The sequence below is a fragment of the Lysinibacillus sp. NPDC056232 genome (genome assembly GCF_042267565.1).
GTDB lineage: Bacteria > Bacillota > Bacilli > Bacillales_A > Planococcaceae > Lysinibacillus.
Map to the genome: position 1 here is coordinate 178,627 of NZ_JBHJTF010000002.1, position 21,468 is coordinate 200,094.

Sequence of the window (21,468 nt, forward strand, 5' to 3'; positions counted from 1 at the left end):
GTAGCAATGGCCAAAATTCTTCTCAGAGTCAAAATAGCATCAATGGTGGTAATGCTTCTCAAAATGAAAGTAGTAACAATGGCCAAAATTCTTCTCAGAGTCAACATAATAGCAGCAATGGTGGCAACGATTCTCAGAGTGATAGTTGTAGCAATGGCCAAAATTCTTCTCAGAGTCAAAATAGCAGCAATGGTGGTAATGCTTCTCAAAATGAAAGTAGTAACAATGGCCAAAATTCTTCTCAGGGTCAACATAGCAGTAATAGCGGAAATGCTTCTCAAAGTGAAAGTAACAATAACGAAAACGCTGTTCAAAATGAAAGTAGCAGTAATGCCGAAAAGCCTACACAAAGTGAAAATAGCAACAATGGCGGAAATGCTCCTAAAAGTATGAGTGACAACGATACCGGTAATACTACACAGAATGACAGCGATACCGGCAATACTCCAAATAGTGATAAGAATGGAAAATCGCCAGACAATTAACAGCAGTGTGGTTCATCACCAAAAGTTGTGCATGACATTTGTTGATTAGAGTGGAGACTGGGCGACTCCTCAGGGATCAGCGTCACGCGTCACAGATAAGACCCTGTAGCGAAGCGGAGCGGCTCATCGGACGCCCCAGGAAAGCGCCCAGTCGGAACATAGTAAAGTAAAAAATGATGACCCTAAAATATCAAGGTCATCATTTTTAATTGCTATTGAACATTAATCAATTATGCCTCGGCATAATTGCGTACGGAGTGCTAACGCAGCGGCAGCAACGGATGTTTGGACACCCACTGAAAGAAGTTAAATATGATATTCAATTTGATCAACGAAATCCCATTCGTATGGTGTTTCTTGGTAAACATAGTAGTTCAGCCAATTTGAGAATAATAAATGTGTATGGGCACGCCACGTATTAATCGGTTCATTTCCTGGATCATCATTTGGGAAGTAATTCACGGGTACCTCAATATCTAATCCTTTCGCAACATCACGACTATATTCATCCGCTAAAGTTGTCGCATCATATTCAAGATGGCCAGTAATCATAATGTTTTTATTATCCTTAGATTGCACAATGAAAACACCAGCATCTTCTGAATAAGATAGTAATCGTAAATCAGGATGGTTAAGTACTTCATCAATTGATACGGATGTATAACGTGAATGTGGTGCCGTAAATGAATCACTAAAGCCACGTACTAAATCCACCGTTAAATCCGTAATGACATGAGAGTATACACCTGAGCATTTAGCAGGAAGCTCAATTTTACCGATATCGTAATGATGGTATAACGCTGCCTGAGCACCCCAACATATATGTAAGACTGATGTTACGTTTGTTTTGGACCAATCCATAATTTCTGAAATTTCCTGCCAGTAGTTCACTTCTTCAAATGCCATTTTTTCTACTGGTGCACCCGTAATAATCATGCCATCATAGCGACGATGACGAATTTGATTAAACGTCGTATAAAATAATTGCAAATGTGATTTACTAACATTTTTCGATTCATGTGTAGCAGTATTTAAAAATGTAATATTCACCTGTAACGGTGTATTACCTAATAAACGTAGTAATTGCAGCTCTGTTTTTTCTTTTTCCGGCATTAAATTAAAAATTAAGATATTTAATGGACGAATTTGTTGAGTTTTCGCTCTGTCCTCTTCCATAACGAATATTTTTTCCTCACGTAAATGTTCTCCAGCTGGTAAGTTTTTTGGAATATTAATTGGCATCTTGCATTCCCCTCTCTAGTTAAAATCAATTGGGCCTTAGTCTCCATGCACAGGCCCTGCGCAAAGCTCATTAAGTCTTCTTTTTCGATGAAATTAAAAAATCCCCCTCATTCCATTTGAGATAGAATGAGAAGGATTTTTCCACGTTCACTCTTATCTCTCAAAGGACAAATCCTTTGCTGGAATTAGCACCTTTCTAACTTTTGTTAGAGGTTGCTGAAGCGTCATCGGGCCAAATCCCTCAACTTCTCATGATAAGATTATTTAATTAAAAAGAATTGTAACACGAACAATTAAGAATATCAATAATACATAGAATATTTTGTTATTAACCATGCATGTCATGATGTAATTTGTTTAACACTAATCTTGAAACTATGTCTACATATTTTATGGTAAACAAGCTGTAATTATGTTAACATATACCTTTAGTAACAGAGAGGAACGTGAATAGTTTGATTAAAATTGAATTTCCAAAACCAGATTTAGTAATTCGCCAACGCGAACAAGATTTAAAGCCAGGTGATGTACCAATCACACCGTACCATGGTTTTATTGATTTCCATAAAATCACACGTGAAAACGGTGGTATTTTCTTATTTTACAATGAAGAGAACGAACTATTATTTGTCGGTAAAGCTCGTAAAATTCGTCAACGTATTAAGAAGCATTTTGAGGACAATGTGTCACCGATGAAAAATCATCGTAATGAAATTTTCAAAATTGAAGTGTATGAAGTGGAAGATCCAATGGAACGTGAAATTTACGAAACATACGCGATCAATTCATTCCGCGCTAAATACAATGTTGATAAAGTTTTTTATTAAGATAAAAAATACTATTTAACAAAAAATAAGAGTCTGCTCACCATCTGTAATGTACATGATGGCGAGCAGATTCTTTTTAATATTTTACTCTACAAAAAATGCTTTACGTTCTTTCGTAATCCATTCCTCAAGCTCCATCTCATCGCGCTTTAACAGTCGATTAACAAGCACGTCATGCCATATATAATCCTCTAATAAATAGATATGAACAGGATCATTTGTAATAAAAGCCGTTTCTTGATTTGACGGTGAGTGACCATAAATCATCTCTTGACCATCTACAGACAGAATAAACCAATGGGGCGTGGAAGCTGTCCTCGTATATTGAGTAACGCGATGCTGGTCAATGGTTGCAACATTTTCATCCACATACAATGTAATACCATGAACCGGAATGTGCTGAGCGACCGCATGTATATCTTCTCGCAATTCTTCATACATATCTTCCCACATTGATAATAGTACTTTTTTCTCCGCTTTTTTTAATAACGACTGACAATAATTGACGATTGCCTCTTTTCCTTTTAACGTGACAACCTTATGCTCCGTTTCCTGCTCTTTTACCTCTAATTTTTCTAATTGATCACTTATCGACGTGAAATTCGATTGCCAACGTTGCTGAATTTGTTGTAAAAATACAGCGACAGGAATGGAAGAGTATGTCGTTTGATCTGCCGTTTCTTCTTTCAGTACTAACCCTTTTTCAACAAGTACATTAAGTATGTCATATATTCTTGCACGTGGGATACCGGAGTTTTTACTTACTTGATAGGCACTAACATGACTATTTTGTACGAGTGCCGTATAGGCCTTTGCTTCATATTCTGTGAATCCCAGCTCTTTTAATTGGGCGATTAATAATTCCATCGAATCCCTCCATTTCCTCTATTATAGTTGAAGGCCATGAAGATTAGCCAACGAAAAAAATTAGTCTTTACAGCTACGTAAAATTTAGTTACTATTTCAGTAGTAACTATCTAAAGAGGTGTAAACATGCTATTTGAAGTAGATTTAAATGTAGTCATATTATTAATATCTTTTGGATTTTTAGCCGCCTTTGTGGATGCGGTCGTTGGTGGTGGTGGCTTAATTGCATTACCTGCCCTTATGTTTGCCGGGTTAAATCCAGCAGCAGCCGTAGCAACCAATAAACTTGCTGGCACCATGGGATCTTTGACATCAACAATTTCCTTTTATCGTTCCGGTCAGCTAGAAATTCGTTCGGTACTCAAATACTTTCCGCTAGCGTTTATAGGATCCCTTTTCGGGGCATGGACAGTACATCTAATTAATCCTGAATTACTAAAACCACTCATGCTCATAATGCTTGCTGCTGTTGCAGTCTATACAATCTTTAAAAAAGATTGGGGTTCAGTAGCTGCGGTCAAAAATTTAAAATTTACACACTTAGTTTTATTCATGCTGTTGTTATTTAGCATTGGGTTTTATGATGGGTTTCTTGGTCCAGGAACTGGCTCATTTTTAATTTTTAGCTTTTTATTAGTCGGCTTCGATTTCTTAAAGGCTGCAGGAAATGCTAAATTTCTAAACTTCGCAAGTAATTTTGCTGGTCTTTTAATGTTCGCCTACTTAGGTCAAATTCATTATGTCTACGGTTTACTAATGGGTATAGCTCAAATTGCCGGTGCATTTGTAGGCTCACGTGTTGCGATTAAAAAAGGTAGCGGCTTTGTTCGCGTATTGTTTATTATTGTAACGATTACTTTGTTAACTAAGAATGCTTATGATTACATAAAAAACGCCGTAAATATCTAGCTCTACGGCGTTTTAGCTTGTCGACAAATTTTAGGCGTTCTATTCCTTTAATTCGGAGAGGCTTTATGATGATTCTTTCCGTCACTTCGAAGGTTTCATCCGTCGCTTCGGAGGTTCTTTCCGTCACTTCAAGTTCTATCCGTCGTTTCAGTGATTCTTTCCGTCACTTCGGAGATTTCTTCCGTCGCTTCAGAGGGGCTTTCCGTCGCTCCGGAGGGTCTATCCGTCACTTCAAGTTCTATCCGTCGTTTCAGTGATTCTTTCCGTCACTTCGGAGGTTTCTTCCGTCGCTTCAGCGATTCTTTCCGTCACTTCGAAGGTTTCTTCCGTCGCTTCGGAGGTTCTTTCCGTCACTTCAAGTTCTATCCGTCGTTTCAGTGATTCTTTCCGTCACTTCGGAGGTTTCATCCGTCGTTTCAGTGATTCTTTCCGTCACTACAAGTTCTATCCGTCGTTTCAGTGATTCTTTCCGTCACTTCAAGTTCTATCCGTCGTTTCAGTGATTCTTTCCGTCACTTCAAGTTCTATCCGTCGTTTCAGTGATTCTTTCCGTCACTTCGGAGGTTTCATCCGTCGTTTCAGTGATTCTTTCCGTCGCTTCGGAGATTCTTTCCGTCACTTCAAGTTCTACCCGTCGTTTCAGTGGTTCTTTCCGTCACTTCGGAGGTTTCTTCCGTCGCTTCAGCGATTCTTTCCGTCGCTTCAGCGATTCTTTCCGTCGCTCCGGAGGGTCTATCCGTCGCTTCAAGTTCTATCCGTCGTTTCAGTGATTCTTTCCGTCACTTCGGAGGTTTCTTCCGTCGCTTCAGTGGGTCTATCCGTCACTTTGAACTTTCTATCCACGATTTTAGTGATTCTATCCACAATTTTGGACAGTCTATCCATCATTTCGAACATTCTATGCGTTTTACTTATTGTCTACAGTAAAACACGCCGTAGATATTCACTCTACGGCGTTTTCAAATTTAAATAAATAACTTTTCATCTTTAAATTTATGACTCGTTAATAAACTAACAATAACAAATATCAATAAGGATGCGACAATTGGGATTGTCACAGTATGCATGCCAAAGACGGATGGATAAAAACGATCAATGATAATATACAAGGTTATCCCTGAAATCATTGACGCAATTGCCCCATATTTGTTGGCCTTTTTCCAATATAGCCCTAATACGACGGTCCAAATAAAGACTGCCTCTAGTCCGCCGAAAGCAAATAAATTAAGCCATACTAATAAATCTGGTGGATTTAGTGCAAAAACGACGACGACTAAACCGATCACTGCTGTAACAATAAAGCTTGCACGCTTAATTTCCGTATCATTAGCTGTTGGTTTTATATAATTTAAGTAAATATCTTTCACTACTGTTGAGCTAACAAGCATTAGGAGCGCGTTAACTGTAGACATCGTTGCTGCCATTGGTGCTGCTAAAACAACACCAGCTAAAAATGGCGGCAAAACCTTTAATGTCAGCAGCGGCATAACTTTATCACCAATCTCAATACCTGGCATCACTGGACGTGCAAAAACACCAATTAGATGCATCCCAAACATGATTGTCCCAATGGCAATAGTGCCAATGATAATGGCTAAATGCATGCTTCTGGAATCTTTATAGCTCATCGCACGAACTGCGATTTGTGGAAGCCCCACCACTCCAACACCAATCAAAATCCAAAATGTAGAAACGTATAATGGCGTTAATTCACCTTCTGCTCCAAATGGAGATATAAGATTCGGATTCTCAGCGACAAGTGAGGTCATAATATTATCGATTCCTCCACCAGCGATGATTGTCCCAATTAATAAAATGATTGTTCCGATCACCATAATTGAGCCTTGCACCGTATCCGTTAATGCAACAGCGCGGAAGCCCCCAATGATCACATAAACTAATACGGAAATTGCAAAAATAAAGAGTGCCGTTGTGTAGTTTAAGCCCGTTAATGATTCAATTAATCGAGCACCACCTACCCATTGTGCCATCATGGCAGAAAATAAAAAGATAATGATACTAATGGCTGATAAGATGACTATGGCATGACTTTTATAGCGCTCACGTAAAAAGTCTATTAACGTGATGGCTTGATAACGTCTTGCGATAATAGCAAATTTCTTCCCTAAAATCATTAAAACAAAATAACCTGCCGGAAGCTGAGCCATCGCTAGTAATACCCAACCAAGCCCTTTCGTATAAGCAACACCTGGACCACCAATAAAGCTACTTGCACTACCGTACGTAGCAATCATTGTCATCGCAAGGATGAAGCCGCCCATTTCACGCCCACCAAGGAAGTACTCCTGTAAAAATGAATTGGAAGAGCGTATATGCTTATTTGACCAGATACCAATACCAAAGATGATGACTAAAAATAATAGCAGTGGAACAATGACTTGCCAATGCATTATTGATCCACCTCCTCATCGTCAAATGGTACCTCTTTGAAGAAGAGTTTCATGACGAACCAGATTAAAATAATCATAAAGCCTGTCCCTGCAATACAGCTATAGAAAAACCATGCAGGGAAACCGAGTACATACGTATAGCTTGTTGGATCACCAGAGCCTAGTCCATAGGCAAAGCCGAACCAAATCGCAAAGTTAACGATAACAAGCCCGATACCGATAAGCGCCTCTCGATGCGCAATTTTATAACGTTGATCTTTCAAAATATAGTCCCCCTAACCTACTCTATTTTACTGATATGTTTGTATTATGGGAACCTTTGTGAAAAAAATAAATATCGGCACAACAATTTAATTTCAAAAACGATAAACAGAAATTTCCCCTTAATATTATGTTTGACGTTTAGACTCTCATTGACAGACTTTAATCAATGGTATCTAATAGCTCTACATCTAAATTTTCACTATCTTCCATGCTGTGAAATATTTCTAAGTGCCATTTATTTTTAAGTCTTTCATATTTATTTTCTTCAATCCACAAATGTAGATTCTTATAGGCATCCATTATTTTATGATTGGCCCCTTTATGTCTTAAAGTCGCATATCTTTGAGGTGGGATTGTTAGAGTGACCATATCATGTGGAATATCCTCGAACTCTTTTACTTCAACACAAACCCAGTATCCATCTTCTTCAACAAATTCATGTTCCACAACAAAAGCCCCAACTTGCTGTAAAGGATTTATTACATGTTTAATTTCGCTAATTCATTTATTTAACTGCAAAGACGTTTTAGGTATTTCGATTATATATTGATCATCCGAACATAAAACTCGAAAACCTACTAACTTTAGTTCCCCTACTTCTTTAATCCCTTTGTATTGCAATGTGTATTCTGTCATTTCCCCCCTCCTTATATCATTATTTTACAATTTCTACAATAAAAACAAATAATCCTCTTTTCAAAATTGAAAAAACGCCTAGATATCCAAGCGTTTTTCACCATCTTTATAATTTCTTTAATAAGCTTTGAAGCTCGTCTGCCTGTTGTGCCATTTCTTTGAACGAAATGGGCTTTGCATTAACGGAAGTAGACCTTCGGAAATATACCACCATTGAGAAAGGATAAACAGATAATCAATTATTTATATAATCCATTACTTCTTGTATATAATTTTCCAATGGTTGCCTTGTATTCACAGTGATACACCTATAGTTGGAGGGCTTTTTGCTATTTTGAAGTGTATGATTAAAAACTGCTTCTGATTTTATCTCTAATATTTGGCTAACCATTCTATCTCGATTTTTCAATCTATAATTTATCTCTTTGAAGTCATCAAGATAACACTCAATATATTTATATTTAGCATTATATTTTTCTGTTAGTAGTGTTCCTATATCGACCATTTCCTCATAAAAACAAGGACTATCAAATATTACGTTATGTCCTTGTGATAAATGAAAGTCAACTAAGGACCAATCAATATTATATGAAATCTTACCTAAAAGCTTTTCATCAATTGAAAACTCATCAATAGAATTTAATAGAGCTGATTTGACTATATCGTGGTCAATGATAATACTCCCCGTTCTTTTAGCAATCTCACGCGAAAGAGTGGATTTACCGGAACCAGGGAAACCTGCCATTTGTATAAAGAACAAGCTTCATCACCTATCTTCACTAAATTATTTGCACATCGCATAATCTATATAGCCCTAGGTCGAGCGGGAGTACTTTAATAAATACTCCTATACACGTGTTTGTATGATGTCTAATTGAAATTGCTTTTCTCTAGATTTGTTCTTGGTAGAAGTGGATTATGTCCCATATAGGTTAAAATCATTTTTATATTCTTCGATTAGGGTTATACCTATAATACCACTTGCTCCAAGTATCAATATTTTGTTCATCTAAGCTTACTCCTATTTAGCTGTATTTAAAGATACTAACGAAATAGTCTTCTTCAGGAAAATCACCTATATATTCTAATCCATTCCTTGAATAAAACTGTTTTAACTTTTCATTTCCAGCCCAACAATCTAAATACAGGGTTTTATCTAATCCTTTAGCCAAAAAACAAGCAAATTTTGTTATAGCAGAACCAATGTTTTTTCCTTGGAACTTCGGTAAAATGGCAATTTGAGATAGATACTTACTTTTATCATCAAAGGAAAATTCATTTATATTTTCTATATCATATATACAAAACGTTCCAATTATTTCTTCTTCTACTATTAAAACGTACAAAAAGTTATTCTTTAATTGGTTTATAATTTTATTATTATCCCAAGGATATTCCCATTGGTGTATTCCTTTTTGTTGTAAATTTAATGTAACCTCATTTAAAATATACAACAATTGCGATAAGTCATCGATTTTGGCTAATCTTATTTCCACTTTCAGCTCTCCTTTCATGGTTTTAGTTTTCATCAATGCTGAAAGAAGTTAATGGTTTTTCTGGTCGGTTAGGGCAATATTTGCAATTAGGGTCACTACATTTTGATTCAGTCCAACTATTACATTTAGGGCAAAAATAAGCATCAAAATCATCGTAATATACTAGATTAAACTTGCATTTAGAACAATATTTATCTTGTTCAATTTGACCATAAAATTCAAAGTTGTCTATTTTCACTTTTCCATACTTTTCTACTATTTTCATAAATGTACTCCTATATAAATATTTATGTATCAAATAACTATTTTAACATATATCATCCATTTAATTTTGAATATTCTCATTTTTTATTAATCTATCCTTCATCGTTAGTTGAATAGCAACAATCTTTTAGAAAACAGCCTATATCTTTTTTATTTAGGTGTTTAAGAAATAGACTTGAATGTACATTTAATAATTGATATGAATTACCGCAACATTAGATTGATGAACGAACAAATTGTTGTTGTAGTAAAAATAGAGACATCTGTGATAAAAAAGAGGATAGATAGAGCGAATTTATTTAAGCTCTTCTATCCTTTTTATAAAATTTTATGGGAGTGCTCGTTTGGAAAAAACTGTTCCCATTTTTGTACTTCAAATTGCTAGGATCAGCGTTTTCACCATCTTTAATATTGGAATTTCTTTAATAAGCTTTGAAGTTCGTCTGCCTGTTGTGCCATCTCTTTGGCTGAAGAAGCCATATTATCTATGAAAGCTAATTGCTCTTCCGCTGTTAACGTAACGTGTTCCGTACTTTCAGTTGCCTTGCTCGCAATACGTGCCATTGCTTCTGTTGAGGCAGTAACTTCTTCAACACTCGCAGACATCTGCTCCGTCACAGCAGAGATGTCATGCAACTGTGTACTTACCCCCTTAATCGACTGCATGATCTTGTGGAAAGCTAGCTTTGTATCATCGACGACATCCATACCTGCAGCAGCTTCTTTCGAGTTACTAGAAATAGCCGTAATAACATTAGCCGTATCATTTTGAATAGAATGAATAAGTGCTGCTATTTGATCAGCAGATTCCTTTGATTGTTCTGCTAATTTACGAACTTCATCTGCAACGACAGCAAAGCCTTTTCCTTGTTCACCAGCACGAGCCGCTTCAATGGCAGCGTTTAAAGCAAGCAAGTTCGTTTGATCGGCGATGCTTGTAATCACATCAACGATATTACCAATTTGCTGTGACTGATCACCTAATATTCGGACCTGCGCCTCTACATGGTCAGATGATTGATTAATAATTGTCATTTGATTCAATACACGATTCAAAGAGTCATTTCCTTGAGCAGCCTCATCACTCATTAAATCAGCAGCATCTGAAACCGTTGAAGCAGTTTCAGCAACTTGTTGAATGCCAATCGCCATTTCCTGCATGGCCGTTAAGCTATCACCTGTACTATGTAATGTTATTCTTGAACCATCTGCTAAATCTTGAAGTGTTGAAGTTAGCTGTCTCGTCATATCCGCCGTTTGCTGTGATTTAGATGTTAAGCCATCAGACGATACATCAACTTGTTTAGAGGATTGTGCTATTTGTTGCATTACTACCTTTAAGCTTGTCAGCATTTTATTAAAGGATTGCGCAAGCTCCCCTGCTTCATCCTTGGAATTAATTTGTAGCTGTTTTGTCAAATCTCCCTCTCCATCCGCAATGTCTCGAAGTTGAGCATTCATTTCACGAAGCGGCTTCACAAATGCTCTTGTGAACAGGAAGCTACCTAATATAGCAACGACAGCTCCGATGAACAATACAATGAGCAGCTTACCGATAAATGCAAAAATAATAGCATTCACCTCATCGATCGTTTCACCGACAAACCACATCCCAATGATGTCTCCATTTGCATCTTTAATGGGTGCATAGAGTGTTAAATATTTCGTTCCTACTACATCTGCCTCGCCTATAAAGGTTTCCCCTTTTTTCATTACATTTTCAACGACTTTTGGATCCGCATCTTTGCCAACTAAACGTTCTCCATTTAGCTTTAGATTGGTGATAAGTCCTTTTGAGCCTTGGAAAATGGTTACACCACCATCGATGCTTTCTCCAACCTCATCTACAAAGGCTTCCTGATCAACTATTTTTGTATCCCCTTTGTAAAGTTCCCCATCTTTTATAGTCCAATCTCCCTTAAACCGTTCATCTAGAAGCTTATAGCCGACCTTTGAAATATGGGTTACACTCTGCTCAAAATTGCTAAGCATAATTTGCTTCACTTGTATATGGGATACAAATCCAATCATCACGCTTAAAAATAGGATAACTCCAACTAAAAGCAAATTAAATTTGGTACTAATTTTAAAAGTGCGCAAATAATTCGTCTCTCCTTCCTCACATTCAACAGGAATATTATGTATAAAATGTAATCCATTTTTATTAAACATGATTCTATAAATAGTTTCAATACATTATCAATAAATTAACAATTTTTAATATAAATGAGCTGTTAGTGAGCAGTGGCTATGGCAAATACAATGAATTCACAACGTAGGGTCGATTTCCTTTCCGACTGAGCGCTTTGTAGCTGCCGCTTTGCTTTCGCTACAGAAAACATTTGTTGCTGACGCTTCGCTTTCGCGCAGAGCAGAGCTTCCTGGGGGCGTCCAGTCTCCACTCCAATCAACTTATCCGCATAATATACGTTTTAACACACCTCTCGCTGGCGAACTAAAATTCTACATTTTTTTGGGAAGAGTTAGAAATTCATATTAATATATCTTTGAGGGAGAATTTATTTTAATATTTGGTCCTCAAGCAGGAGGCAAATGACTGTTGGACAGGAATTGGCTAAAATTCGGTTAAAACTTTTCCTTAATCTTACGACGAAAGATTTAGTTAGCTAAGTTATTTATTACGGTCATCAATCGCTTGAACAGCTAGTTCCAACGCTTTAATTCTTCTTTCTAAAAGCGTTCTTTGGGGACTACCAACCTTTGACTTCATATATATGTTCTCAATTGATGGTAATAAACCAGCGAGAACATTGCGCGTTTCTGCTAAATCTTCCTGGTTATAATGTTGGGGGCTTTGATTCCAAACGTTTTCTAGCATTGCTAAGCCAATGCAAACAGCTTTGAGTCGTTTCTTTACTAAGGTAGTATTTGCGCCTTTCTGGGTCATCTGTGACAGGGCACTTTCGAGTTTTCTGATTGTCGATTGTAAAGATTTTATTGATTCCAATTTTTCTACATTTGTTACATTTTCCATAGGAGTACTTACCTTTCTTCGTTTCCGAATATAATATTCCTTGATACATGATAAGATTGTTAGCAATCTGATTTCACTCGCAATATTTTATCATACATACAAAGAGGATTCTCAACAATCTACCCCAATTAAATAGCTTCTTCGTTTGCCCCATCTTTAAAGGACTTCTTCGAATAGAGAATTAAGAAAACATTTCATTTTTAGAACCCAAAAAACGCCTGGATTTCCAAGCGTTCTTTGTTATTTCGCAGCTTTCGCATACATTTGTAATGCTTTTTTATCAATTTTTCCGACACTTGTTTTTGGCAATTCATCGATGACAATAATCTTTTTGGGGATTTTGTAGCGACCTAAATGCTTGCTACAAATTTCTTTGATTTCTTCTAATAAACTATCTTCCTGATTCTGACAAACGATAAAGGCTACCACGGTTTCTCCCCAATAATCATCAGCTACTCCAATCACTGCAACCTCTTGCACTAGTTGGTGACGCAAAATACATTGCTCTACCTCCTGGGGATACACATTTTCACCACCAGAAATAATCATCTCTTTACTGCGACCAACTATATAAAAGTCACCATCTTCATCCACCATGGCTAAGTCGCCTGTTTTCAACCAGCCTTCATGCATGATTTTTTCAGTCTCCTGCTGATTATTCCAGTAAAACCGAAACATATGCTTTCCTCTGACCAATAGCTCTCCCACTTCGTTTGGTGCACAGCTTTCTCCAGCGCTATTAATAATTTTAGCTTCATTGAACTGCATACTCTTCCCTACTGCGCCTTTTTTCATACAGGCGGCCTCTCGGGAAATATAAAAATTATTGGGCCCCGCTTCTGTTAAGCCATAGCCCTCTTTAAAAAATAGCCCCTTCTTAAAAAATGCATCATGTATTGGATACGGACATGGTGCCCCTCCTGATAAAAATACGTTCATGGACGGGAAGCTACTCTTCTTAAAGTAATCCGTTGTAATCATCGCTTGGTACATTGTTGGCACAAAAAGTGAAATCGTCGTTTTATACTGATTAATCGCCTGAAGAGCGTTTTCCGCCTCAAATTTATCACCAATCACCACAGTACCGCCAGCCATTAATAGCGGTATACAGAGGGCATTCAAACCTCCTGTATGAAACAACGGCATATAATTTAACGTACAATCGCTATCATTCAAGCCCCAGCTAATAATTGTATTAATCGCATTCCAATTCACAGAATTAAAGGATAAGACAACACCCTTTGCCTTGCCAGTTGTGCCCCCAGTATAAATCATTAACCAAGGATCATTCAGGTCTACTTCTCGAATGTTGAGAACAGTTTCTTCACTAGCTAAACGAAGCGAATGCATATTTTCTAAAGATACAGGACATTTCATTTCTTCATCGTAAAGCAGTAAAGAAGGCGTAGCATCCGTTAAAATATCATGTAATTCCTCCGTACTCATACGCCAATTCAATGGCACGTAGATCAGTCCTCTTAATCCGCAGGCGAATAAGACCGCAAAAAGCTGGATGTGATTTTTCGCAAATACAGCAACACGACTTCCCGCCCGCAAGTTTTGGTGCTCCAAAAAATGACTCCATTTTGTGATTTCCTCAGTTAATTGCTGATAAGTCCATTGTTCCTTAGTTTCTAGGTTCACCAATGCTAGACGTTTTGGTGTTAACGATGCACGTTTTAATATCCAGGATTGCTCTACAAACATCTTGAAAGCCCCCTTATCACATCATAATTGCTCCATCCACATGAAGCGTGTGACCGTGGACATAAGAAGCCTCATCAGATGCTAAAAATAAATAAGCATTGGCAATATCTCTAGGTGTTCCTAATCTTTGCAATGGCACGATGGAGCGCATTTGTGCCAGAACATTCTCTGGCATTTTTTTCACCATGTCTGTTTCTGTAAAGCCTGGTGCCACCGCATTCACGTTGATCCCTTTGCGCCCCAATTCCTTCGCCCAAGTTTTTGTCATGCCGACAATGGCGGCCTTTGTGGCAGCGTAATTCGTTTGGCCGACATTGCCATAGACACCGCTAACAGAAGATGTATTAATAATTTTGCCCCCACCTGCAGCAATCATATGTGGTATTACCTCTTGGGTACAATTGAAAACGCCAGTCAAATTCACATCAAGTACCTGATGAAACTGGTCTTCTGTCATTTTTGTTAACATTGCATCACGTGTAATACCTGCATTGTTCACTAAAATATCGACTCGGCCTATTTGCTCTATGACTGTTGCCACTAAGTTCTTGACGCTCTCTCTATCTGCAACGTCTACTTGCACAAATAATGCTTGATCCCCTAAATGCTGGGCAGCTGAAACACCAGCATCCTCATTAAAATCTGCAATGACAACGAATGCACCCTCTTCAATAAATCGTTCAGCAGCCGCATAGCCAATCCCGTTCGCAGCTCCTGTAATAATGGCAACTTTATTGTTTAAACGCATACTTTTTTCCCCCTATTTCTAAAAACGTTTCAATTTCAGAAGTCAGCTGTGGTAAATCATCAATTAATGGAGAATGACCACAGTCTTTTAAACTGACAAATTGTGCATTCGCACCTAAATCGAGCATTGTTTCGTCATTCATTCCTTCTGTTATAACGTAATCACGATCCCCTCTTAACACTAAAACCGGAATAGTGATCTGTTGCACCTCATGAGTACCTTTTGTGACCTCATGATCAACTGCACTTATATTAAAGACGTTTAACGCATGATAAACTTCAGCTAAATTTCTTTGCGTCAGCATATCCTCTACATAGTTCTGATAGTGTTCCGGGCTAGGCTGCTTATGGGTGTAAATTAGTGCGTTCCAGACGGACTGTAAGCCCTGTACATTTTTCGAATCATAGAAGCCTTGTACTAATTTTGTTTTAGATGTATCGACGAGTACTTCTTCATAGGTAAAAGCCCTTTTTAATGCTGCTTGATTGCCAGTACCTAAATCCGTGTAAAATGGATAGCCTCTCGTAGATGCCGAGGCTAGTAAAATGAGTTGCTGACAATAGCCAGGGTACTGAGCGACAAACTGCATACATACCGCTCCGCCCGTTGACCAGCCAATCATGTCAAACTGTTGCAATTGAATGGCATCCACAAAAAACTTCACATCATCGCTAAAATCTTTAATAGCGGAAATTGGTTTATGATAAGATGAACCACCAAAACCTCGTAAATCCATCGCATAAACTGTATATTTTTCATCCAACGCATCGATTAGAACGTCCCAATGCTTGGAGGATGTCATATTACCATGAATCAGTAATAAAACACGTTCCCCCCCTTGACGTTTGCGATAAGCAATCGTTTCTCCATTTGATAGCTCAACAGTTTTTAACATCGCATTTCCCCCTTATCCCCATCGAATCGTAATAGCTCCCCATACATAGCCAATCCCTGCACTAACAAGTGTGACGATGTCTCCATCGTGGATACGGCCTTCATCTAACGCCAGCTGCAATGATAATATTTGGTCAATCTGTCCGATATGACCATACTCTTGTAAGTATATAGACTGCTCCTGCTGTAAGCCGAGTTCAGATAAAATATAATCATGAGCAGACTTTTTCATGTGAAGCATTGCTAAATAGCCAATATCCCCCTCATTTAATCCACTTTTCGCCAAGGATGTTCGAATTACCTTCAAAAAATTGCTTAAAGATTTTTGCTCTAAGCGCTCCTTCATCCCGATTGGATCGATCACATCGAGCTGATACAAATGATTTTCTAAATCAAAAGGCGTCAAAGGTTTTTTTGTACCACCGACAGGAACGACTACATCCTCTGAGAACGAGCCATCCGTCATAATATCTACCTCTAATAAATGATTTTTGTCATAGTCTTTTTGTAAAAGGATAGCGCCACCACCAGCTGCTAAATTGTACATAAAGCGTGTTCGAGTATTACTGTAATCGATAAAATCAACGTTTCGATAGCCACCAGCTAGGAGTACGGTATGAATAGTATCATCCGACACCATTAAGCTTTTCGCTAGCTTTAGTGCCATAATGGTCGTGCCGCATCTTAATTGCACATCGAATGCCCAAGCATTTCCGGCTCCTAGCTCCTCCTGCATTTTTATAGAAGCAGTCCACAAGGGATACTCCTTATGCTCCTCTCCCATATAAATCACAACATCAATGTCCTTAGGGTCGATATGAGCCTTGCGTATAGCGTCCTGTGCCGCCCATATCCCCATTTGTACCGTATGATCGCCCTCACCGGGAATAGGCTTTTCATAAATACCCATTTTTTGCCGAATAATATCCTCTGGAATATTGGAAAGCGTCGCAATCTCTTTAGATGTCATTTTCGTTTGTGGAATATAGATTCCTGTACTTACAATGCCTACAGTCATTCAAATCACCCCTTTTCCTGCGGCAGGACAACCGATGATTGATCTTTTCCCTTGCGCTTTAATCGCCATTTCCAAAACATCATGCGCAGTGATCCAATAATTCCTTTTGGGAAAAAGATAACAGCTAAAATATAAAGAACCCCAAAGAAAATAATCCAACGTTCAAATATTGGATAATCACGAGCTAACCCTGAAAGTGCATGCTGTGCATATTCAATAACAGCCGATCCTAGTAATGGTCCGACCAATGTGCCAACACCGCCAATAATCGTCATTAATAATGCATCTAACGTAATGTCCATTGTCATCACACTCGTATTGACAAAACGGAGGGAGATAGCATATAAGGAGCCTGCTAAGCTTGCAACCGTTCCTGCGACAACGGATGCAATCACTTTATAGTACAAAGTGTTGTACCCTAATGATTTTGTTCGTTGTTCATTTTCCCGAACAGCAATTAAAATCCGACCAGTTGGCGAGTTCACGAAGCGATAAAGCGCAAGAAAAATAATGACTAAGCATGCAAGAACAAAGAAATAAAACGTCATCCGATCTCTAAATATTTCTGGTGCTCTAAACGTAAAACCATCATTTCCATATGTGACAGAACGCCATTTTTCTGCCACTACTAAAAATAGTCCTGAAAAAGCTAATGTCAGCATCGCAAAGAAATGACTTTTTAATCGAAGTGTCAGTAATCCTACTAAAAAGCTAATGAAGCCTGCTAGCAACATGCCGACTATGATCGATACTAAAAAGGTTGAAAGCGTTGGCTCCATTTGTTTCAGCATGACAGCCGTCGTATAGGCACCTAAGCCAAAAAACATAGCATGGCCGAACGACACAATACCTGTATAGCCAAGGAGAATGTCATAGCTCATCGCTAAAATACCGAAAATAAAGATTTGCGTTAATAAAATAATGATCGTCCTTGAATCATTGACGAAAGGGAGAAGCACTAAAATAGCTAACATGAGAAAAAAACATAGATGCTGCAATGAAAGCCTCATTTTCATGTGGATCTCTCCTTTCTCATAGCAAATAAACCTTGTGGACGGAAAATTAAAACAATGGCCATTAAAATCATATTGACCGCAAGCGATAGCACCGGCACATAATAAGCCATAAAGCTACCTGCTAAACCGACTAATATGGCTGCCAATAGCGAGCCCGAAAAACTACCCATTCCTCCGATTACGACAACGATAAAGCCTAAGATCGCATACTCCATGCCCATTTCCGCATAGATGACACCTGAATACGGAGCCATTAACATGCCACTAAGTGCTGCTAGTGCCGCACCAACCCTAAAGACATATAAAAATACTCGCTTTATATGAATGCCAAGTGCCTGTGCCATTTCTTTATCCTGTACACCAGCCCGAACGATGAGCCCGATCTTCGTCTTTTTTAGCATGTATTGGAAAATACCGAAAATGATAAAGCCTACTACAATAATAAATAATCGATATTTTATGATAATAACGTCTCCAATTTCCCAGCTACCTGTTAAGGTACTCGGCGTTTTCACTGCCACACCATTTGGACCAAAAACAACTTTAATCATCTCCTGCAAAACAAGCATCAGCCCTAATGTTATTAAAATTTGCTGAACATGATTGCCATAGACAGGTGTTATTATTAATTTTTCAGTAATGAGTCCGAGTAAAGCTCCTGTTACGATGGCACCTACAATCCCAACTAGAAAGCTCTCTGTAAACATATACGTAAAGATCCCAGCATAAGCCCCCCAAACAAATAAACCACCATGTGCAAAGTTCAAAACATCCATTAGTCCAAAAATTAACGTCAGACCTGCCGCCAGTAAAAAAATTAACATGCCAGTTGCCAGGCCATTAATGACTAAATTGACGAATAGCTCCAATAAAGTACACCACCTTTATCCGATTCCAAGATATTTTCTTTTTAGTTCTTCATGATGGATAAGATCCTGCATGTTGCCCGAGTGAACGGTTCTGCCATCATCAATCAATGTGTACGTATCGCCAATTCGGCTCGCCATCATAAAATTTTGCTCTACAAGTACGATGGATGTTTGCTTTTTCATTTCAACGATGGCCTCCATTACTTTCGCTACTACTATTGGCGCCAGTCCTTTAGAAGGCTCATCAATCAACATTAACTTACTATCGTTGATAAATGCCCGTGCCATGGACAGCATTTGTTTTTGACCACCTGAAAGATGTCCACCAGCCTTCTTCCAAAATTTCTTTAAATCAGGAAACAGCTCCAGCACATAATTTTGCCGCTCTAAAGTAGCTGTATCTTCTTTACGCATGGCTACTTTCATATTTTCCTCTACCGTTAAATCTGCAAAAATACCTTGGTTTTCAGGTACATAGCCTATTCCTAATTTTGCCACTTTATAGGTCGGGCTTTTTTTAATAGAATGTGAGCGATATTCTACCTCTCCCTTTGAGGCAGGTGTTAACCCCATAATCGTTTTTAGAGTAGTCGTTTTGCCCGCTCCATTTCTGCCGAGCAGTACACTTACTTGCCCTTCCATTGCCTCAAAATTGACCCCCTGCAAAATATGGTATTGCCCGATATAGGTGTGGACATCATTTAATTTCAGTAAGGTGTTCATCGTACAGACCTCCTAAATATGCATTTTGTACGGTTTCGTTTTTCATGATGTCCCCTGGTGTTTCATCTGCAAGAAGCTGGCCATTAAATAGCACCATAATCGAATCCGACAAATCTAGAATCATATCCATCTTGTGCTCGATGAGGAGAATGGTTTTATCCCCTTGATTTTTAATCGTGCGAATCACTTCTAAAATCGTTGGCACCTCCTCTAAAGACATGCCTGCCGTTGGTTCATCAAGTAAAAGGATTTCCGTATCAAGTGCTAACAGCATAGCAATTTCAAGCTTCCTCTTTTCCCCATGGGATAGCATTGTCGTAAAGGCATCTCTTTTATTGTCAAGCAATACAAGTGTTAATAGCTCCTCCGCTTTTTCTGTAATTGCCTTGTAGCTTTTATAATGGCGAAATAATTGATAACGAACTTTCTCCTTGGATTGCACAGCCAAACGGACATTTTCTAAAACGGTCAAGTTCGGAAAAACATTCGTAATTTGAAAAGAGCGCCCTAGCCCCATTCGTGTTCTTTCAATTGCTGATTTTTTCGCAAGTGATTGCCCCTTAAAATAAATATCTCCGGCAGTCGGCTTTAACTCTCCACTTAGCAAATTAAAGAAGGTTGTTTTTCCAGCTCCATTTGGTCCAATAATTGATTTCAAATGCTTTTCCGGCATATTAAAATTCACATGGTCGACAGCTGTGTGTCCACCAAAACGAATGGTTAAGTTTTCTGTTCGTAAAATGGGTTCCATCGTATTCTCCTTTCTAGTGCTTCCATCTCTCTTCACCCATTCTCATCTGAAAGTGGGTGAAGAGAGACAGAAAAATATCTGTCTCATAATTTCACTTATTCATGATCGGAGGTGCCGTTTCTTCAGGGCTAAGCTCACGAATTAGCACTGGTACTGGATAATCTACACCATCTTGTTTTTCTAGACGGATCGAATACATCGATTGTAATGCTTGATGGTCTTCTTTTCGGAAAGTCATCTTTCCTTTTGGCGTTTCAAATGACATCCCTTCCATAATGCCGATCAGTTTTTCTGCATCTGTATCACCATCTGATTTTTTCAGCGCATCTACAATTGAGATGGCTGCAGACATGCCTCCTGGCGTAAATAAATCTGGAACTTCATTGAAGCGTTTTTTATGTTCCTCAACTAACCATTTATTTACATCATTTTGTGGTAACGTATTGTAATAAACAGAGAACCCTTCCATGCCAATTAACGGATTCATAAATTTTAATGCAATAATATCTGGTGCACCCGTTGAAATTTTAATGCCTTTTTCTTGAATTTTTAAATCGGCAATTTGATTCCACGGTGAGTTTGCACCAGCCCATACAACAAATAAATAATCTGGTTTGGCATCAATTACTTTTTGCAAATTAGATGTAAAATCAGTTGCTGCTGGATCTGCATATTCCTCTAAAACAATTTCTGCGCCTAGCTTTTCCGCAGCTGTCTTAAACGCCTTTACCCCATCCCAGCCAAAAGAATAGTCCGGCGCAAACGTTGCGATCTTAACACCTTTTCCTGCGATCGCGGCCGCTGCTGCATAAGCATCCTGAGAAGAATTTCGACCTGTACGGAAAATATATTTATTAAATTCTGAGCCCGTAATACTATCCGCTACCGCAGGCTCCACCACCATAATCTTTTGATACTCTTCCGCAAGTGGTAAAACAGCAAGCGTATCACCTGAGCTAGAGGAACCTACTAAAAAATCAACCTTGTCATCTTCTAATAGCTTTGTCGCTTTTTGGACCGCAACCTCAGGCTTTGTTTCTGTATCTTCATAAACAATTTCTATTTTCTTACCGTTAACCTCCATCGTGCCGCCTGTAGCATAATCAATCCCTAATTCAAAGCCATTCTTTGTTTGTTTCCCATACGATTCCAGAGCACCCGTCAATGACGCAAGCACACCGATTTTAATAGTGCCGCCTTTCTCCGTAGTCTCCTTTGTATCATCCTCCGAAGCCTTACTACCAGTTGAACTATCCTTCGTCTCATCCGAATTACAAGCCACCATCAACATTGACAGCATTAATAAAAGCACAATTAACCCATGCTTCTTCATCCCATATCCCCTT

26 protein-coding genes and 1 riboswitch are annotated in these 21,468 nt (G+C 38.4%); of the genes, 3 read left to right on the forward strand and 23 right to left on the reverse strand.

The window, feature by feature from the left end:
- Positions 1-485 (forward strand): hypothetical protein (locus tag ACFCYJ_RS02930; protein WP_376070442.1); only part of this gene is annotated, 485 nt, incomplete at its 5' end.
- A gap of 306 nt (positions 486-791) precedes the next feature.
- Here the strand turns inward: ACFCYJ_RS02930 and metA are convergent.
- On the reverse strand, positions 792-1,727 hold the full coding sequence (gene metA, locus ACFCYJ_RS02935; protein ID WP_376070445.1) for a homoserine O-acetyltransferase MetA: 936 nt from the start codon (positions 1,725-1,727) through the stop codon (positions 792-794).
- Between the two features lie 150 nt (positions 1,728-1,877).
- A riboswitch (SAM riboswitch) is annotated at positions 1,878-1,988 on the reverse strand.
- Between the two features lie 194 nt (positions 1,989-2,182).
- On the opposite strand from metA, the gene ACFCYJ_RS02940 reads away from it, so the two are divergent.
- Complete coding sequence (locus ACFCYJ_RS02940) at positions 2,183-2,554, forward strand: nucleotide excision repair endonuclease (protein WP_370044156.1); 372 nt, start codon at positions 2,183-2,185, stop codon at positions 2,552-2,554.
- A gap of 84 nt (positions 2,555-2,638) precedes the next feature.
- On the opposite strand, the gene ACFCYJ_RS02945 is transcribed toward ACFCYJ_RS02940, so the two are convergent.
- Complete coding sequence (locus ACFCYJ_RS02945) at positions 2,639-3,421, reverse strand: TrmB family transcriptional regulator (protein ID WP_376070448.1); 783 nt, start codon at positions 3,419-3,421, stop codon at positions 2,639-2,641.
- A 126-nt stretch (positions 3,422-3,547) separates the two neighbouring features.
- On the opposite strand from ACFCYJ_RS02945, the gene ACFCYJ_RS02950 reads away from it, so the two are divergent.
- Positions 3,548-4,330 carry a TSUP family transporter gene (locus tag ACFCYJ_RS02950; RefSeq protein ID WP_376070450.1) on the forward strand — a complete coding sequence of 261 codons (783 nt, stop codon included), beginning with the start codon at positions 3,548-3,550 and terminating at the stop codon, positions 4,328-4,330.
- Between the two features lie 231 nt (positions 4,331-4,561).
- Here the strand turns inward: ACFCYJ_RS02950 and ACFCYJ_RS02955 are convergent, their stop codons facing one another.
- The 21 genes from ACFCYJ_RS02955 to ACFCYJ_RS03055 all read right to left on the reverse strand — a co-directional run bounded on the left by ACFCYJ_RS02955 (position 4,562) and on the right by ACFCYJ_RS03055 (position 21,455).
- On the reverse strand, positions 4,562-4,684 hold the full coding sequence (locus tag ACFCYJ_RS02955; RefSeq protein ID WP_376070453.1) for a hypothetical protein: 123 nt from the start codon (positions 4,682-4,684) through the stop codon (positions 4,562-4,564).
- Positions 4,685-5,074: 390 nt separating this feature from the next.
- A complete protein-coding gene (locus ACFCYJ_RS02960) occupies positions 5,075-5,218 on the reverse strand; it encodes a hypothetical protein (RefSeq protein ID WP_376070455.1) in 144 nt (47 codons plus the stop codon).
- 77 nt (positions 5,219-5,295) lie between these two features.
- Positions 5,296-6,741, reverse strand: coding sequence for a sodium/pantothenate symporter (panF, locus tag ACFCYJ_RS02965; protein WP_376070458.1), 1,446 nt, complete (start codon positions 6,739-6,741; stop codon positions 5,296-5,298).
- Complete coding sequence (locus ACFCYJ_RS02970; protein WP_376070460.1) at positions 6,741-7,004, reverse strand: YhdT family protein; 264 nt, start codon at positions 7,002-7,004, stop codon at positions 6,741-6,743. Before ACFCYJ_RS02970 ends, panF begins: the two co-directional genes overlap by 1 nt.
- A 160-nt stretch (positions 7,005-7,164) precedes the next feature.
- On the reverse strand, positions 7,165-7,506 hold the full coding sequence (locus ACFCYJ_RS02975; RefSeq protein WP_376070626.1) for a GyrI-like domain-containing protein: 342 nt from the start codon (positions 7,504-7,506) through the stop codon (positions 7,165-7,167).
- On the reverse strand, positions 7,507-7,641 hold the full coding sequence (locus ACFCYJ_RS02980; RefSeq protein WP_376070462.1) for a hypothetical protein: 135 nt from the start codon (positions 7,639-7,641) through the stop codon (positions 7,507-7,509). It lies immediately after the preceding gene.
- Positions 7,642-7,876: 235 nt separating this feature from the next.
- The gene (locus ACFCYJ_RS02985) at positions 7,877-8,401 is read right to left on the reverse strand and encodes a P-loop nucleotide/nucleoside kinase family protein (RefSeq protein WP_376070465.1); all 525 of its coding nucleotides are present in this window, start codon (positions 8,399-8,401) and stop codon (positions 7,877-7,879) included.
- Between the two features lie 265 nt (positions 8,402-8,666).
- Positions 8,667-9,137, reverse strand: coding sequence for a GNAT family N-acetyltransferase (locus ACFCYJ_RS02990; protein ID WP_376070468.1), 471 nt, complete (start codon positions 9,135-9,137; stop codon positions 8,667-8,669).
- Between the two features lie 22 nt (positions 9,138-9,159).
- On the reverse strand, positions 9,160-9,402 hold the full coding sequence (locus ACFCYJ_RS02995) for a hypothetical protein (protein ID WP_376070471.1): 243 nt from the start codon (positions 9,400-9,402) through the stop codon (positions 9,160-9,162).
- Positions 9,403-9,806: 404 nt separating this feature from the next.
- The gene (locus ACFCYJ_RS03000) at positions 9,807-11,573 is read right to left on the reverse strand and encodes a methyl-accepting chemotaxis protein (RefSeq protein WP_376070474.1); all 1,767 of its coding nucleotides are present in this window, start codon (positions 11,571-11,573) and stop codon (positions 9,807-9,809) included.
- A 62-nt stretch (positions 11,574-11,635) separates the two neighbouring features.
- Complete coding sequence (locus tag ACFCYJ_RS03005; RefSeq protein WP_376070476.1) at positions 11,636-11,803, reverse strand: hypothetical protein; 168 nt, start codon at positions 11,801-11,803, stop codon at positions 11,636-11,638.
- 230 nt (positions 11,804-12,033) lie between these two features.
- Positions 12,034-12,396 (reverse strand): hypothetical protein, encoded by a 363-nt coding sequence (locus ACFCYJ_RS03010; RefSeq protein WP_376070479.1) that lies wholly within the window; start codon positions 12,394-12,396, stop codon positions 12,034-12,036.
- Between the two features lie 240 nt (positions 12,397-12,636).
- Entirely contained in the window at positions 12,637-14,103 is a 1,467-nt protein-coding gene (locus ACFCYJ_RS03015; RefSeq protein WP_376070482.1) for a class I adenylate-forming enzyme family protein, read from the reverse strand.
- Between the two features lie 16 nt (positions 14,104-14,119).
- A complete protein-coding gene (fabG, locus tag ACFCYJ_RS03020; RefSeq protein WP_376070485.1) occupies positions 14,120-14,851 on the reverse strand; it encodes a 3-oxoacyl-ACP reductase FabG in 732 nt (243 codons plus the stop codon).
- Positions 14,835-15,746 (reverse strand): intracellular short-chain-length polyhydroxyalkanoate depolymerase, encoded by a 912-nt coding sequence (gene phaZ / locus ACFCYJ_RS03025; RefSeq protein ID WP_376070488.1) that lies wholly within the window; start codon positions 15,744-15,746, stop codon positions 14,835-14,837. Before phaZ ends, fabG begins: the two co-directional genes overlap by 17 nt.
- Positions 15,747-15,758: 12 nt before the next feature.
- Positions 15,759-16,763 (reverse strand): 3-oxoacyl-ACP synthase, encoded by a 1,005-nt coding sequence (locus tag ACFCYJ_RS03030; RefSeq protein ID WP_376070490.1) that lies wholly within the window; start codon positions 16,761-16,763, stop codon positions 15,759-15,761.
- Positions 16,764-16,768: 5 nt separating this feature from the next.
- Positions 16,769-17,779 (reverse strand): branched-chain amino acid ABC transporter permease, encoded by a 1,011-nt coding sequence (locus ACFCYJ_RS03035; protein WP_376070492.1) that lies wholly within the window; start codon positions 17,777-17,779, stop codon positions 16,769-16,771.
- The gene (locus ACFCYJ_RS03040) at positions 17,776-18,648 is read right to left on the reverse strand and encodes a branched-chain amino acid ABC transporter permease (RefSeq protein ID WP_376070495.1); all 873 of its coding nucleotides are present in this window, start codon (positions 18,646-18,648) and stop codon (positions 17,776-17,778) included. Before ACFCYJ_RS03040 ends, ACFCYJ_RS03035 begins: the two co-directional genes overlap by 4 nt.
- Before the next feature lie 15 nt (positions 18,649-18,663).
- Positions 18,664-19,371, reverse strand: coding sequence for an ABC transporter ATP-binding protein (locus ACFCYJ_RS03045; RefSeq protein ID WP_376070498.1), 708 nt, complete (start codon positions 19,369-19,371; stop codon positions 18,664-18,666).
- Positions 19,346-20,122 carry an ABC transporter ATP-binding protein gene (locus ACFCYJ_RS03050; protein WP_376070500.1) on the reverse strand — a complete coding sequence of 259 codons (777 nt, stop codon included), beginning with the start codon at positions 20,120-20,122 and terminating at the stop codon, positions 19,346-19,348. The genes ACFCYJ_RS03045 and ACFCYJ_RS03050 overlap by 26 nt, the downstream gene beginning before the upstream one ends.
- A 91-nt stretch (positions 20,123-20,213) precedes the next feature.
- Positions 20,214-21,455 (reverse strand): substrate-binding domain-containing protein, encoded by a 1,242-nt coding sequence (locus tag ACFCYJ_RS03055; protein WP_376070503.1) that lies wholly within the window; start codon positions 21,453-21,455, stop codon positions 20,214-20,216.
- Positions 21,456-21,468: the final 13 nt, after the last annotated feature.